The organism is Sulfitobacter sp. AS59 (assembly GCF_038899995.1).
GTDB lineage: Bacteria > Pseudomonadota > Alphaproteobacteria > Rhodobacterales > Rhodobacteraceae > Sulfitobacter.
Genome location: NZ_JBBMQK010000003.1, coordinates 425,608 through 440,518, shown reverse-complemented (window position 1 = coordinate 440,518; position 14,911 = coordinate 425,608). Strand labels below are relative to the sequence as shown.

Sequence of the window (14,911 nt, the reverse complement as noted above, 5' to 3'; positions counted from 1 at the left end):
GGTGACGTGCTGGCCCCTTAAGCGCCCTGTGCATGGCTTGTATGCGTGACACGCACATTGCTCTATTGCTTACCCCGTTGTCGTCTGGCGAATGCCACGTGAATTACGGCCTCTTTGCAGCACTACAACCAAGGCAAGCAGCAAAAGCGCAGGGATAAACATCCAGTATTTGCTGGGCACGGACACAGGTTTGAGAACGCGCAGAACCTCTTGATCCCAGTCCAGACCGGCAGCCGCTGCAGATGAATCGTACAGCACATCATCGATGATCATCTTGTCGCCATCCATGCGTGTCACGATACCTGCTGCTTCCAGTTTTTCCTCGCCTGTGGTGCCTTCGCCAATCGGCAGCAGCGCCACAAATTCAATCGGATCACCCAGATCACCAACACCGGACACACGCAGGCGCAAATTCTCGCCAACGGGTGTATCGGCTGCGGCTTGCACGATCTCGGCTGGTGCTTCCTCAAGATACGGTGGGAACACCATATCCATCCAGAAACCGGGCCGGAACAGCGTGAATGCGATCAGCAGCAGGGCAATGGTTTCGTAAAAACGGTTTCTAGCCAGGAACCACCCTTGGGTCGCCGCCGCGAACAGCAGCATCGCAAAGGTCGCGACAATGAAGACGAATATACCCTGAACCATCGTCACATTGATCAACAACAATTCGGTGTTGAAGATGAACAGGAACGGCAGTGCTGCGGTGCGCAAGCTGTAGAAAAACGCGACCACACCGGTTTTGATCGGATCACCGCCAGAGACAGCAGCAGCGGCAAAGCTCGCCAAACCCACCGGCGGCGTCACATCGGCCATAATGCCAAAGTAGAACACGAACAGGTGCACAGCGATCAGCGGCACGATCAGACCATTTTGCTGGCCCAAGGTCACAATGACAGGGGCAAGCAGCGCAGACACAACGATATAGTTCGCCGTGGTCGGCAGACCCATGCCAAGAATCAGCGACAAGATCGCGGTCAGGAACAGAATGGCAAGGATATTGCCGCCCGACAGAACCTCGACCACATCGGCCAAAGCAGACCCCACACCGGTTTGGCTGACAACGCCCACGATGATACCCGCCGTCGCAGTGGCGATACCGATACCGATCATGTTGCGCGCACCAACGACCAAGCCGTCGATCAGGTCTTTGACACCTTCAACCACGTCATTGGCAAACTGGCTTTCGCCGCGGAAAATCGCCATCAGCGGACGTTGGGTGACCAAGATGAACACCATATAGGTGGTTGCCCAGAACGCCGACAGGCCGGGGGACAGGCGATCAACCATAAGCGCCCAAACCAGCACGACGATTGGCAGGATAAAGTGCAAACCGGAACGCACCGTTGGCCCGGGCATCGGCAGGCGTGTCACAGGCTCGTTCGGATCGTCCAGCTTCAGCGGCTCTTCTTTGGAACCGATATACAGCAGGGCCGCGTAAACCGCCGTCAGCACACCAAAGATGATGTAGCCCGCGCTGTTCGGGAACGCAGGGCGCAACCAGCCCATGCCATAGTACACGGCAAAGCTCAGCGCGCAGATCGCCGCAACGACAAACGCGGTCACCAGCAGGCGCTGCACAATCGGCTTGGGCGTATAGGGACGTTCAAGCCCGACCATGCCGGCCTTCAAGGCCTCAAGATGCACGATATAAACCAACGCAATGTAGGAAATCACCGCAGGCAGGAACGCATGCGTGACCACGTCGAAATAGGGAATGCCCACATATTCAACCATCAAGAACGCCGCAGCGCCCATAACAGGCGGCATGATCTGACCGTTCACGGAGGAGGCAACCTCGACCGCGCCCGCCTTTTCAGAGCTGAACCCGACCTTTTTCATCAACGGAATGGTGAATGTACCTGTGGTCACAACATTCGCGATGGAAGAACCCGAGATCAGGCCCGTCATCGCAGAGGACACAACGGCAGCCTTCGCAGGCCCGCCCTTCATGTGGCCCATCATGCTGAACGCGACCTGGATAAAGTAGTTGCCCGCCCCGGCCTTATCCAGCAGCGCGCCGAACAGAACGAACAGGAAAACAAACGACGTCGAAACACCAAGCGCGATGCCGAACACACCTTCGGTGGTGATCCACTGGTGGTTCACGATCTCGGACAGGCTGTTGCCCTTATGCGCGATGATGTCGGGCATCACCGGACCAAGCACGTTGTAGATCAAAAAGACCGAGGCCACGATCATCAGTGCCGGGCCAAGCGCGCGGCGCGTCGCCTCAAGCAGGATCATGATACCGATCACGAAAACCACGGTATCTTGCATGTTGGGCGCGCCAACGCGGCTGGAAATATCGCGGTAGTAAACGAACAAATACAGTGCGGCTGCGGCACCGACGATGGCCAAGGCCCATTCCCAAACCGGAACGCGGTCTTTGGGGGAGCCCAGCAAAACGGTGGCAACAACACCAAGCGCGACCAGCAGAATCCACCATGTTGGTGTTCCGTCTTTGGCAGCAACCATAAACAGATAGGCCAACACAATCGGCACAATCAGACCAAGGCCCAATTGTACTTTGGTGCGGGCCGCGGGAAAGGCGGTGATGCCAAGGAACAAGGCAAACGCCAGGTGGATAGACCGGGTTTCGGTGTCGTTAAACACGCCCCAGCCCACAACAAACGGAATGGGTGACGCGATCCAAAGCTGGAACAGCGACCACGCAAGGGCAATCATCGCGAGGAAAAAGCCGACGCTCCCCGTCGCGGAACGGCCGCCCGTGTCAGAAGACGCAACAAGTTCATCCAGTTCCGCCTGACTTAGGCCCGCGCGCCCTGCGGCTCCGGCCTCGACGGCAGCGGCTTGCTGTTGATCTTTGTTTGACATGTGTAGTCCCCCTGATGGCCCCATCTTAGGACGAGTGCCGCTTTTTTGGTATCTGGCGGGCCTTGCAGCCCATAGAAAGCGGGGCACACCCGCTTTCTAGGTTAGCTTGGGTTAGATTATTCGATCCAACCGCGCTCTTTGTAGTACTTTGCAGCACCGTCATGCAGAGGTGCGGACAAACCGCCAGAGATCATCTCTTCCTCTTGAAGGTTCGCAAACGCAGGATGCAGCTTTTTGAAGCGGTCAAAGTTGTCGAACACAGCTTTTACAACTTCGTACACCACGTCGTCGTCAACATCGGACGATGTCACAAACGTCGCCTTCACACCGAATGTTTTCACATCGCTGTCTGTGCCTTTGTACATGCCACCGGGGATGGTCGCATATGCATAGAACGGGTTTTCAGCGACCAGCTTGTCGATGGCTTCGCCTTCAACCGGAACCAGCTTGGCGTCGACTGTGGAAACCGCTTCTTGGATCGACCCGTTTGGGTGGCCCACGGTATAGATGATCGCATCAACCTTGTTATCGCCCAATGCGGCAGCTTGCTCGGCTGGTTTCAGCTCGGACGCGAGCGCGAAATCATCCATGGACCAGCCTTTGGCGTCCAGAACGACTTCCATTGTGGCCAGCTGACCGGAACCGGGGTTACCCACGTTAACGCGCTTGCCTTTAAGGTCGTCAAAGCTGTCGATGCCTGCGTCAGCGCGTGCAATCACAGTGAACGGTTCAGAGTGTACAGAGAACACCGCCCGCTCTTTGTCGAACTTTTCGCCTTCAAATTTTGAAGTGCCGTTATAGGCATGGTACTGCCAGTCGGATTGGGCAACGCCCATATCCATATCACCCGCTTTGATCGCGTTGATGTTGGCGATGGAACCACCTGTCGAAGGTGCCGTGCACTTCAGACCGGTTTTGGCGCTGTCACGGTTCACCAGACGGCAGATCGACTGACCCACAACAAAGTAAACGCCGGTTTGACCGCCGGTACCAATGGTGATGAATTTTTCTTGTGCTGTCGCTGCAGTGCCCGCGACAAGCGCAGAAGCAATAGCGATGGACTTGAAAAGTGTCATTTTGATAGTCTCCCAACTTTTTCCCAGACCCCCCGTCATTCAGCGCGGGGTTTCATAGATACCTGAAATGAGCGCAGATATTTTCGAGTAAAACAAGCCAATTTATTGCAGTCTAGAGGTTGAATACACGCCACAAACACCGGTTTCGGCGTCGGCGACCTTGGCCGCACCCCTGCATCCTATTGGTGTATCGGCGTTGGATTTAATGCTCGCCAGTCACTTGTGCCGGTATGGAACCAATACAACCATTTGATTTAAAATGCTTTTGGCAAGACGGTCGGTGACGATAGTTACAAACACACATGCAGTGTTGAGAAAATCAAACGACGGCATTTTTAATTGTATCGGATAAATTGTGGCACCCTCGTGAAATCCCAAGTATTTATGCTATAGGCTATGTCAGCCTCGAAAAACTGCCTAAAATGGGCGCACCCGCAGGAGAATGCATGAAAAGAATCCCGTCCCTCGCCCGTTTTGGAACGTTTGCGGGGGTGCTGTTTTTAGCCCTGCTTTCCCTCGTCTTTCTGGTAACTTGGTCGATCTGGTTCATCATACCGCTCGCGCTTTTCGGGGTGCTGTCGCTGATGGGCGTCTATGATGTTTTTCAGGAAAAGCACTCGATCCTGCGCAACTATCCCGTAATGGGCCACATGCGGTTCTTCTTTGAAGGGATACGCCCGGAAATCCGGCAGTACCTCATTGAATCCGATCAGGACGAAGAACCCTTTAGCCGCGATGACCGGTCTTTGGTCTATCAGCGCGCCAAAGGCCAAGAAGACGCGCGGCCCTTTGGCACGCGGATGCGGGTTTACGATGCGGGATATTCCTGGGTCACCCATTCCGTGCAGCCCGTGCATATCACAGACACCGATTTCCGCGTGCGCATCGGCAATGACGACTGCAAGCAACCCTATGATGCGTCGATCTACAACATTTCCGCGATGAGCTTTGGCTCCCTTTCTGCCAATGCAATCAGCGCGTTGAATAAGGGGGCCAAGATGGGCGGTTTTGCCCATGACACCGGCGAAGGTGGCGTAAGCCGCTATCACCGCGATGGCGGCGGTGATCTGATCTACGAAGTCGGTTCGGGGTATTTCGGGTGCCGCACTGCCGATGGTCAATTCGATCCGCAAAAATTCAAAGCCCAAGCCAGCAGCGACCAGATCAAGATGGTCGAACTTAAGCTAAGCCAGGGCGCAAAGCCCGGACATGGCGGTATGCTTCCTGCCTCAAAGATCAGCGCCGAAATTGCCGAGGCGCGTGATATTCCCATGGGTCAGGATTGCGTGTCACCCGCCGCGCATTCTGCCTTTACCACCCCTATCGAGATGATGGAGTTCTTGGGCCAGCTGCGCGACCTGTCGGGCGGAAAGCCTGTGGGGTTCAAGCTGTGCATCGGACACCAACGTGAGTTCATGTGCATGGTCAAAGCGATGCTGGAAACCGGGATCGTACCGGATTTCATCGTCGTGGACGGCACCGAAGGCGGCACAGGTGCCGCACCGCTTGAGTTTGCGAACCATGTCGGCATGCCAATGGTCGAAGGCCTTACCTTTGTGCACAACACCCTGCGCGGTGCGGGCATACGCGATCAGGTCAAACTGGGCGCGGCGGGCAAGGTCGTATCGGCATTCGACATCGCACGATGTCTGGCACTGGGCGCGGATTGGTGCAATTCGGCGCGCGGGTTCATGTTTGCGATCGGCTGTATTCAGGCGCAGGCGTGCCACACGAACCACTGTCCCGTTGGCGTCGCGACCCAAGACCCAATACGCCAACGCGCGCTGGATGTCGGCCACAAAAGCGAACGCGTCGCACGGTTTCACCGTAATACCCTGAAAGCCTTGGGCGAAATGACCGGTGCTGCCGGGCTGGAGAACCCCAGCGAATTCCTGCCGCGCCATTTAATGCTGCGTCAGGGCGACAAAAGCATGGTGCAAGGCGACGAGGTCTATGGCTATCTGCCCGAAGGATACCTGCTGGATGACAAGGCCTTGGATTATAAGGGCAACAAGACCCGTTGGGACCGTGCGCAGGCCTCCAGTTTTGTGCCCTTCGATTGATGCAGGTGCCGGAATTTTCAAAATTCCGGCCCGTTTTCTTTGAAAGATAACGACGCCCAAACGCAAAAGGCGCGCAGGTTTCCCGGCGCGCCTTTTTCAATGTGATAGGGCTGGGGCTTATTCAGCCATCGCAGCCTGAACAGCCGCTTCGAAAATGTTCAGGCCTTCTTCCACAATCTCGTCCGATGCGGTCAGTGGCACCATCACGCGGATCGCGTTGCCATGCATGCCGCAGCTTAGCAGCAGCAGGCCACGCTTGAGCGCATGGGCGATGACACGTTTGGTGAAATCACCATCAGGTGTGGCTGTGTCAAAGTCTGTTACGAATTCAACCGCGATCATCGCGCCCAATCCGCGAATATCCCACATCCGGAACGGTGCCGAACGTGCGCCAATCTCGGCAAAGCGTGCCTTGATATGTTCGCCCATCGATGTTGAACGCGCCAGCAGGCCTTCTTCCTCGATTGCGGCGATGGCTGCCAGGGATGCCGCGCAGGCAACAGGGTTGCCGCCATATGTGCCACCCAAACCACCGGGGGCCATGGCATCCATCACGTCGGCGCGGCCAATCACACCGGCCAACGGATATCCGCCCGCCATGGATTTCGCGACCGTGATCAGGTCTGGCACAACGCCGGAATGTTCAATCGCGAACCATGTCCCTGTGCGGCCAAAGCCGGCTTGCACTTCGTCAGCGATCAGCAGAATGCCATGTTCGTCGCAGATGTCGCGCAGCTGCTGCATCATGTCGAACGGCACGGGGGTATACCCGCCCTCGCCCAAGACAGGCTCAATAATGATGGCCGCAACGCGTTCGGGCTGCGCATCCGTCAGGAACAGATTTTTCAGGCCGGTAATGGCGTCTTGAACCGTAATACCATCACGCTGCGATGGGAAAGGCGCGCGGAAGATGTCGGACGGGAACGGGCCCACGTCTTTTTTGTAGGGGGACACCTTGCCGGTCATGCCCAGCGTCAGCAATGTGCGGCCGTGATACCCGCCGGTAAAGGCGATCACACCGGGGCGGCCCGTCGCGGCGCGCGCGATTTTTACCGCGTTTTCAACGGCCTCGGCACCTGTGGTCACCAGCAACGTCTTTTTCGGCTGATCACCGGGGGCCAGCGCGTTCAGTTTCTCGGCCAGCTCAATATAGGGGCCGTAGGGCACAACCTGAAAGCTGGTGTGCGTGTACTGATCTTCTTGGGCCTTTGCAGCTGCGACCACTTTTGGGTGACGGTGGCCGGTGTTCAGCACGCCAATACCACCAACAAAATCGATGTAGCGGTTGCCGTCTACATCCCACAGCTCTGCGTTTTCAGCGTATTTCGCGTAGATCGGGGCAGCAGAGGCAACACCGCGCGGCACGGCCTGCTCGCGGCGGGCAATCAGTTGCTCGTTCGTGGCGATTGCAACATTCGCTTCCAGCATGTCTGGAACTACTGTGCTTTTAGTCGATTTCTTGGCCGCGCCTTTGCGATGCTGTTTTTTGACTGTGCTGGACATATGAAATTCCTTTTGAACGAAGCAGAGTGCGTTTAAAATCCTATTATTGCGTTTAATTTAATTGTCAATCATGTTTCAATTCAAACAATGGCCCATATCAATGCTGCGCCAAAATTTGCCTGTGATCGCGCACAGATACAGGCTAGAGATCGAAAAAGAAAAATTCAGGGGCCAGACGTGAACATAGGTCAACGGCTAAGAAAGATTCGGGAAGAACGCGGGCTTTCCCAACGAGAGCTTGCCAGTTTGGCCGGGCTCACCAACGGCACGATTTCACTGATCGAGAAGAATAAGACCAGCCCGTCGGTTGCCTCGCTCAAAAGCTTGCTGGACGCGATCCCCATTAGCATGGCCGAATTTTTTGCCACGTTGGAAGATCAAGAAACCCCCAAGGTCTTTTACCGAAAGCATGAATTTACCGAAGTATCCCCGTCAAGCGAAGAGCAGGTTTCCCTGCGCCAGCTAGGCAACGCTGAAAAGCACACCCTGCAAGTGTTATACGAGACATATCAACCCGGTGCGGACACCGGGCCAGAGTGGATCGTTCACGAGGGTGAAGAGGCGGGGATCGTCATTTCAGGTGAGGTCGAAGTGACAGTCGATGGCACGGTTGAGGTGCTTGCCGCGGGGGACGGGTATCTGTTCGACAGCCGTCTGCCGCATCGGTTCAGAAACATCAGCGACACAGTCTGCGTGGTGTTTAGCGCCTGTACACCGCCGAGCTTCTGACAACCGGATCGCGCATTAGGTCACATGCCCGGCAGATTGTTTTGATCGTCGTCGTCGGATCGAAAAGACGACCACTTGTTTCGCTTCTCATCATCCCGTTTGCGTGTCGTCAAAGATACTATGGCGAGGGCAGCCAGCGTCAGGATCATCAGCGATCCTATGAATAGATCTATCGTCACAGCTACCTCCTTTCAAAAATGTGTTTCGCGATTCAGGGGGTCAACGGCCCGAACTGCGTAATGTTCCAACGCAGCGATCACGTTTCACGGCTGTTTTCGTGAAGTCGCCCAAAAGGCAACGCACGGCATTGGCATCAGGGGTGCTGTGATCGACGGTTTTTTCGCTAGATTTCGGTCAGTCTAACGCGCGCAGGGTTAAAGATTTCTGAACCGGTTGCCGAGGGTGGACAGCCAAGCTGCCGCCCAATGGACCGTTAATAATCGTAGACGATCTTTGATTTCAGCGGTACGGGGAATTCGACCGACAGGGTATAGCTGTCAGGCTCTTCTATGATCTCGAACTGGCCATTCAGTTGCCGCGAGAATGCATTGATCAGCCGCGACCCCAAACCGGTGCCTTTTTCAACTTCACCGTGACCGGTGGAGTTTCTGACCGTCAGCAAGGCCATTTCTGGGGCCGTGTACTTTAGATTAACCTCGATCCAACCTTTGTCCGTCTGTCCAACCGCGACATATTTCAGCGCGTTGGTGACCGCTTCGGACACCAGCAATGTCAGCGGTGCCGCATCGTCGGGGTCCAGTTGGATCGCCTCGTATTTCTGGGTGACAGTGATCCCGGACCCGCTTGGCAGGCCGACACTTAGCAGTTGGTTAACGATCTCGTGCATCAAGACGCCGCCATCAACGCGGGTCAGATTATCGTTTTGATACAGGCTTTTATGCACCGTCGCGAGGCTTAGAATACGGTCTTGAAGGCGCTGCAAAACACGCTTTGCGTCAGGCGTGCTGGCCTGCCGGATCTGCATGTTCATAATGGACGAAATCAGCTGAAGGTTATTTTTAACGCGGTGGTGCACTTCCTTCAAAAGGATGTTCTTTTGACGCAGGTTGTCTTCCAACCGGGCCTCGTCCCGCAGGATTGATTCAGCCATCCCCACAAACGCTTCTTCCATGTTCACGATTTCGGTCGGAACCACCCCGCCAAGCGCGGTGCGCGGCAAGGTTCTGTTCAACGCGAAATGGCGCATCTGACGGCCCAGTTTGCGGATGTGTTTGATTGCCAACCGGTTCAGCGCCCAAAACGCCACGATCAGGCTTGCGATCCACATAACGACCGGCAGCACGAGGTTCAGCCGCGTCGATGCACCCGCCGTAAGCAGGGGGGAATCCTCTGGCCAGACGCTCATCGCGTAGACAACACCCGGCACGATTGGCAGGATCGCATAAACGCGGTCATCGCCGCGCAGGCTGGTGGCACGGATCACGCGGCCCGATTGCCCGGCATACCACTTAAGCTCTTGCACAGACGGCATTTCCTGACGGGCCATTTCGCGGTCGTTTTCGGTTGTCAGAATTTCACCTTCAGCGTTGAAGGTCACCATGGCGGTGGGCCTGATCTCTAGGTCAGGTTCCACACCCTCGCGAAAAACACGCTCGGGGATCGACATGTTCACAAAGCCCAGCAATTCGCCTTCTACCCTTAGCGGCGCGCTGACGATCAGCACAGCTTCCGGGCTGACCGCGGGTCGCAGCGAAAAATTCGCTGTGCGCTTTTTGCTGATCATTAGCTTTTTGAAATTCGTGTTTTCGCTCATGTCGGTGGCGATACCGTTCGACACACACTCCATCTGCCCGTCGACCCTGACAAAGCTCACAAGCGTATAAAGGTTGGAGGTCTTTTGATATTCACGCAAAAACGCACTGCACGAGAAACTGTCGGCTTTGATCAGGTTCACAACAGACGCCAGCGCATCGGCCCCGCCGAACGCTTCTTGAATAATACTGCTTTCGTTCGACGATGCCTGTTCCGTAATCGCCAGCAATGAAAGCTCGGCGTTTATCATGCTTTGCTCTGCGATCTCGCGGGTTTGCACGACCGAGATTAACCCGATCGGCAACAGCGCAAGCGATAGAAATAGCAAAACCCGAAAGGTCAGCCCCCGAAAGACATCAGTGCCAGGAAAGCCCGAAGTCATCGTTAAAAGGACGAAACTTTTGACGACGAAATAACTGACATTGTCGCATCATCTGTCATCTCAAGGCTTTCGTCATCCCGCAGGCCCATAAGCTCGGCGATGCGGGCCCGCGCGCGGTTGGTACGGCTTTTGATAGTCCCCACGGCGACGCCACACATTTCTGCGGCCTCTTCATACGAGAAACCAGACGCACCGACCAAAAGCAGCGCCTCGCGTTGCTCGTCTTTCAATTCGCCCAGCGCCTTGCGGAAATCTGTCATTTGCATATGGCCGTCATGTGCAGGTTTTTCGGCCAAGCTTTCGGTGAATACACCGTCCACATCAGCGACTTCCCGGTTCGACTTGCGACGCGACGAATAATAAGTGTTGCGCAGAATGGTGAACAGCCAGGCCCGCATGTTGGTGCCGGTCTCGAACTTATCGATATTGGTCCACGCTTTGACCACGGTATCTTGTACCATGTCATCCGCGATGGCCCCGTTTCGGGTCAAACTGATGGCAAAGGCGCGCATGGCCGGCAAATGCTCGACCAGTTCATCACGCGGGTCTGAACCGTTCATTCGGATTTTCCGCCGCTTTTCTCTTGCTCTTTTAGTTTGTTCAACAAGTCTTTGAATTTGTCAGGAATACCTTCTTCCATCGTCTCGTCGTAGACGCGCCGAAGGTTTTCGTCGATGAAACGTTCTTTTTCTTCGTTATTGCCCAACTGCATCGACATTTTTCCTGACTTTGACATATATTCTGCACACCGTGTGGAACTAAACACGCATCTGCGGGGTTTGGTTCCATAATTATTTTAAAAGGACAACGATAAATGACGGACGTCACAGAAAACACGAGTGTCAGCGACGCGTTGGGTCAATGCCTTCCATACTTGCGTCGTTATGCACGCGCACTCACGGGCAGTCAAACCAGCGGCGATGCATTTGCAGCAGCAGCGCTCGAGGCCATTCTGGTAGATCGGTCGATGTTGGACGGAGTAGACGTTCGGACAGGGATCTTCAAAGTTCTGTATGGCATCTGGTCAAGCGCCGGTGCCCCGATCGAAGAAGGCGAGACTGGCCCACGTGCACGTGCCCAGAAACACCTTGCCAAACTGACCAACCACAGCCGCGAAGCATTGCTGTTGCACACCATCGAAGGTTTCTCCTTTGCCGAAGTCGGTCAGATCATCAATGTGGACGAGGAAGAGGCCAGCCAGCTGGTACAAATCGCCCGCCGTGAAATGGCTGATAGCGTCACAGGTTCGGTCATGATCATCGAAGACGAGGCAATCATTGCGATGGACATCGAGTCCATTGTCGCCGACATGGGCCACCGTGTCACCGGCATCGCCCGCACCCGCGACGAAGCGGTTAAATTGGGCAAGGCCGATGTACCGGACCTGATCCTTGCCGATATCCAGCTTGCGGATAATTCTTCCGGGATCGATGCGGTTAACGACCTGCTGGCGGATCTGGGCCACCGCCCAGTGATCTTTATCACCGCATTCCCCGAACGTCTGCTGACCGGTGACAAGCCTGAGCCCGCGTTCCTGATCTCCAAGCCCTATAGCGTTGATCAGGTAGTTTCGGCTGTTTCACAAGCGATGTTCTTTTCATCGACGGAAACGCTCAACTCCTGATCCTTTTGCAAGGACCGGAATTAAAAGGCCGCGCACCACTGCGCGGCCTTTTTGCGTTTGGCGCGTAGACCGGGTTCGCCTAGCCAGCCGTACCTTGCAAAAAACCTTGTCACAGGTTTCGCAGACGGCATAAAGGACGCCATGAGCACCTGTGCGATCACAATGGTTTACAAAGATTACTGGGCGCTGTCGCAGTGGTATACGCATTACGGTCGTTTGCTGGGGTACGAGCACCTATACATCGTCGCGCACGGGCATGACCCGATGATCGCCGACCTTTGTCCGCTGGCCAATATCACCACAATCCCCCGCGATACCCTAGAAGGGTTCGACCGCAAGCGCGGCAAGTTTCTGAATGAATTCGCGGATGACTTGGGTCAGACCTATGATTGGGCCATCCAGACCGATGTTGACGAATTGGTATGCTTTGATCCGGCGATTTACACTTCTTTCGAGGATATCTTTGAAACGTCCTCGGATGCGGTTTTTGCGTTGGGTCTGGATGTTGCCGAAACGATCAATGATCGGGTTTTGACTGAGCGCCAGATGGCCTTGGGTCATCGGTCTACGGCAGTTTTTACCGGACATTACAGCAAAGCTTGGGCATCCAAACGCGGCACTGCGCTATGGCGGCACGGGATCAAGGTCGCGCCGGACAAGCTGGCCACTGCACCGTTTAATCTGCCCAAGGGCGTGTATTTGACCCATCTCAAATACGCCAACCTAAGGGCGCTTGAGATTGCCAATGAACATCGCATCGGCATCGGAAACACCGCAGGCAAAGGCCTGCCCGGTGCCGCATGGAAAGAGGCCGACAAAGTCGCCGCGCGGTTTTACCTGCATCTTGTCCGCTATGACGACAAGGACTGGGCCAGCGCCCGAGACGAGGCATATGACGCCATCGTTTCCGACCCCCTCCGTGACGCAAAAGAAAATGTGCTTAGAAGCGCGTCAAAGGTGTTCAAACATCGCGTCACGCTGCCCAGCTGGTTCAAGACATATTTCGGTGCAGATCAAGAACGCGCAACCAAAGCCTGCTGAGCGGTCAACGCCGCCCACTCGCTGCGCGTCGGTCCGTCACATTATGTTCGGGCGGCAGGCTGACTATGATAGGCTGGAACTGAATCACTCCCCACGCGTTTGTAATGCAAGATATTCAGTTAATTAAGGAGACTAGAAATGGTTAAGGAAATGACAAAAGACGCCGCTGCAAAAGACGTAAAAGCGGCCAAGGATGTCACCGTAGAGGATCTTTCCCTGCAAATCTCGATCCTCAAAGAGGATATCGCAGCGCTCACAAGCTCTGTCAGCACATATGGCAAAACCGCCACCCGTGATGCCGCGAACCAAGCCAAGACAGCAGCACATGACTATGCCGACCTTGGCAAAGCAAAAGCCGCCGAAGCACAGCAAAACGCCGAAGATTTCATTCGCACGCAGCCAGCGACCGCAATGGGTATCGCAGCGGGCGTCGGTTTTCTGGTCGGGCTAATCGCGGCACGTCGGTAATGCTGAACGTTTTATTGGATAGAGTTGCCTTACGGGCAACCGAAACAGCCCAGACCGCAGCAATCGGTCTGGGCGCTGGCATTTGCCTGATGGTCGGATCGGTATTTCTTGCCGTTGCGGCGTGGCTCTTTTTGCTCACGATCACCACGGCGCTGACGGCCTGCCTGATCATGGGCGGCCTGTTCTTTGGTGTCGGTCTGGTGATGATCGCCGCAATGAACATCCGGTCACGCCACCTGCAACGCAAAAGAGCAGCAGAACTACTGCGCCTAGAAGCCGAACGCAGGGCAATGGGCCCAACCGGAATCGAAGGTATCGTGGGCATCGTCGTCGCGCTGATCAACGGTTTCAACGCTGGCAAAAAAACGAGACTTTGATCTCTTACATCAACGCCCCGCCCGTTGCCGGACGGGGCTTTCACGCCATCGACGCATTCCCCCAAAAACTTAGACCCTTATAAGGGTTCGCTTTCGTCTGGTGTGACGAAACCATCCGCGACGACAGCCCCACGTTCCCCTGCCGGGCGCGCGGGGCCTATGGTGGTGTCCGGACGCATGCGCAATTCAACCTGCGCATTCCATGACGCGCCCATCAGCACCAAAAAGCTGCTGATCCACAACCAAACCAACATCGCAACAACCGCCCCGATGGATCCGTAAACCTGATTATAATTCCCGAAATTGGCGACGTAATAGCTGAATAAATATGACACGATGGCCCAAGACGCGACGGCAAACACTGCCCCCACCGTCAGCCAACGCGCCCGCGCGCCACGCCGGTTCGGCCCAAAGCGGTACAAAACGCCGATGCCCGCCAGCAACACCGTGATCGCAATGCTCCACCGGATCAAATCCGCAACGATCACACCGGATCTGCCAAGCGGAATAAACGACAAAACGATGGGCGCAATCACCACGGTCAGCAACGCGATGATCCCGACCATTACCAACCCAAAGGTCAGCACCAAAGCCTGCAGATAATGCCGTGCGAAATTGCGGTTCCGCTCGTGATAGACACTGTTCAGGCCGATCATCATCGCGCCAACCCCCGCCCGCGCCGACCAAAGCGCGGCAAGAACCGACACGGTCCCGGCCCAGCCCAAGGTCTCTGAACTGGTGGTCACCAGCGATACAATCTGCTTGTTCATGATTTTGTAAACGTCGTCCGGCAGCAGCCCGCGCATCTCTTCCAACTGGGCGATCACGACGACAGGGTCAGAGATCAGGCTAAGAAGCGTCACCAAAGCCGCCAGCGCCGGAAACAGCGACAACATCCCATAGAAGGCGACCCCGGCCGCGACCATTGCGATATTCAGCTCGCTGATATCAGCGATTGTTGCCTTGAAAGCCGCCCAATAAAGCTTGACCCTATGCACCAAAGTATATCCCCAAAACTGCGCCTTTTCTTGCTGGCC

General features: G+C 55.6%; 14 protein-coding genes. 6 read left to right on the top strand and 8 right to left on the bottom strand.

What is annotated here, in order from left to right; all coding sequences use genetic code 11:
- Nucleotides 1-69: 69 nt before the first annotated feature.
- Entirely contained in the window at nt 70-2,838 is a 2,769-nt protein-coding gene (locus WNY39_RS09580) for a TRAP transporter permease (RefSeq protein ID WP_342845317.1), read from the bottom strand.
- 116 nt (nt 2,839-2,954) lie between these two features.
- On the bottom strand, nt 2,955-3,914 hold the full coding sequence (locus WNY39_RS09575) for a TAXI family TRAP transporter solute-binding subunit (RefSeq protein ID WP_342845316.1): 960 nt from the start codon (nt 3,912-3,914) through the stop codon (nt 2,955-2,957).
- A gap of 446 nt (nt 3,915-4,360) precedes the next feature.
- Here WNY39_RS09575 and WNY39_RS09570 point away from each other — a divergent pair, with 446 nt between their 5' ends.
- Nucleotides 4,361-5,977, top strand: coding sequence for an FMN-binding glutamate synthase family protein (locus WNY39_RS09570; protein WP_342845315.1), 1,617 nt, complete (start codon nt 4,361-4,363; stop codon nt 5,975-5,977).
- Nucleotides 5,978-6,094: 117 nt separating this feature from the next.
- Here WNY39_RS09570 and gabT read toward each other — a convergent pair whose 3' ends face one another.
- Nucleotides 6,095-7,480 carry a 4-aminobutyrate--2-oxoglutarate transaminase gene (gene gabT / locus WNY39_RS09565; RefSeq protein WP_341232879.1) on the bottom strand — a complete coding sequence of 462 codons (1,386 nt, stop codon included), beginning with the start codon at nt 7,478-7,480 and terminating at the stop codon, nt 6,095-6,097.
- A gap of 177 nt (nt 7,481-7,657) precedes the next feature.
- Between gabT and WNY39_RS09560 the strand changes: the two genes are divergently transcribed.
- On the top strand, nt 7,658-8,209 hold the full coding sequence (locus tag WNY39_RS09560; RefSeq protein WP_341233646.1) for a cupin domain-containing protein: 552 nt from the start codon (nt 7,658-7,660) through the stop codon (nt 8,207-8,209).
- Between the two features lie 20 nt (nt 8,210-8,229).
- Here the strand turns inward: WNY39_RS09560 and WNY39_RS09555 are convergent, their stop codons facing one another.
- From WNY39_RS09555 to WNY39_RS09540, 4 genes are all read right to left on the bottom strand, one after another.
- Nucleotides 8,230-8,388, bottom strand: a complete 159-nt coding sequence (locus WNY39_RS09555; protein WP_341232878.1) for a hypothetical protein — start codon at nt 8,386-8,388, stop codon at nt 8,230-8,232.
- A 254-nt stretch (nt 8,389-8,642) separates the two neighbouring features.
- Entirely contained in the window at nt 8,643-10,364 is a 1,722-nt protein-coding gene (locus WNY39_RS09550) for a sensor histidine kinase (RefSeq protein ID WP_342845314.1), read from the bottom strand.
- A gap of 2 nt (nt 10,365-10,366) precedes the next feature.
- Nucleotides 10,367-10,924, bottom strand: a complete 558-nt coding sequence (locus WNY39_RS09545) for an RNA polymerase sigma factor (RefSeq protein WP_341232876.1) — start codon at nt 10,922-10,924, stop codon at nt 10,367-10,369.
- Nucleotides 10,921-11,076, bottom strand: a complete 156-nt coding sequence (locus tag WNY39_RS09540; protein ID WP_341233645.1) for a NepR family anti-sigma factor — start codon at nt 11,074-11,076, stop codon at nt 10,921-10,923. The genes WNY39_RS09545 and WNY39_RS09540 overlap by 4 nt, the downstream gene beginning before the upstream one ends.
- 102 nt (nt 11,077-11,178) lie before the next feature.
- Between WNY39_RS09540 and WNY39_RS09535 the strand changes: the two genes are divergently transcribed.
- The 4 genes from WNY39_RS09535 to WNY39_RS09520 all read left to right on the top strand — a co-directional run bounded on the left by WNY39_RS09535 (nt 11,179) and on the right by WNY39_RS09520 (nt 13,874).
- Nucleotides 11,179-11,988, top strand: a complete 810-nt coding sequence (locus WNY39_RS09535) for a response regulator (RefSeq protein WP_342845313.1) — start codon at nt 11,179-11,181, stop codon at nt 11,986-11,988.
- Between the two features lie 141 nt (nt 11,989-12,129).
- Complete coding sequence (locus WNY39_RS09530) at nt 12,130-13,029, top strand: glycosyltransferase family 2 protein (RefSeq protein ID WP_342845312.1); 900 nt, start codon at nt 12,130-12,132, stop codon at nt 13,027-13,029.
- Nucleotides 13,030-13,167: 138 nt separating this feature from the next.
- Nucleotides 13,168-13,497 carry a DUF883 C-terminal domain-containing protein gene (locus tag WNY39_RS09525; RefSeq protein WP_342845311.1) on the top strand — a complete coding sequence of 110 codons (330 nt, stop codon included), beginning with the start codon at nt 13,168-13,170 and terminating at the stop codon, nt 13,495-13,497.
- A complete protein-coding gene (locus WNY39_RS09520; RefSeq protein ID WP_341232872.1) occupies nt 13,497-13,874 on the top strand; it encodes a hypothetical protein in 378 nt (125 codons plus the stop codon). The genes WNY39_RS09525 and WNY39_RS09520 overlap by 1 nt, the downstream gene beginning before the upstream one ends.
- Nucleotides 13,875-13,951: 77 nt before the next feature.
- Here the strand turns inward: WNY39_RS09520 and WNY39_RS09515 are convergent, their stop codons facing one another.
- Nucleotides 13,952-14,872 (bottom strand): YihY/virulence factor BrkB family protein, encoded by a 921-nt coding sequence (locus tag WNY39_RS09515; protein WP_342845310.1) that lies wholly within the window; start codon nt 14,870-14,872, stop codon nt 13,952-13,954.
- Nucleotides 14,873-14,911: the final 39 nt, after the last annotated feature.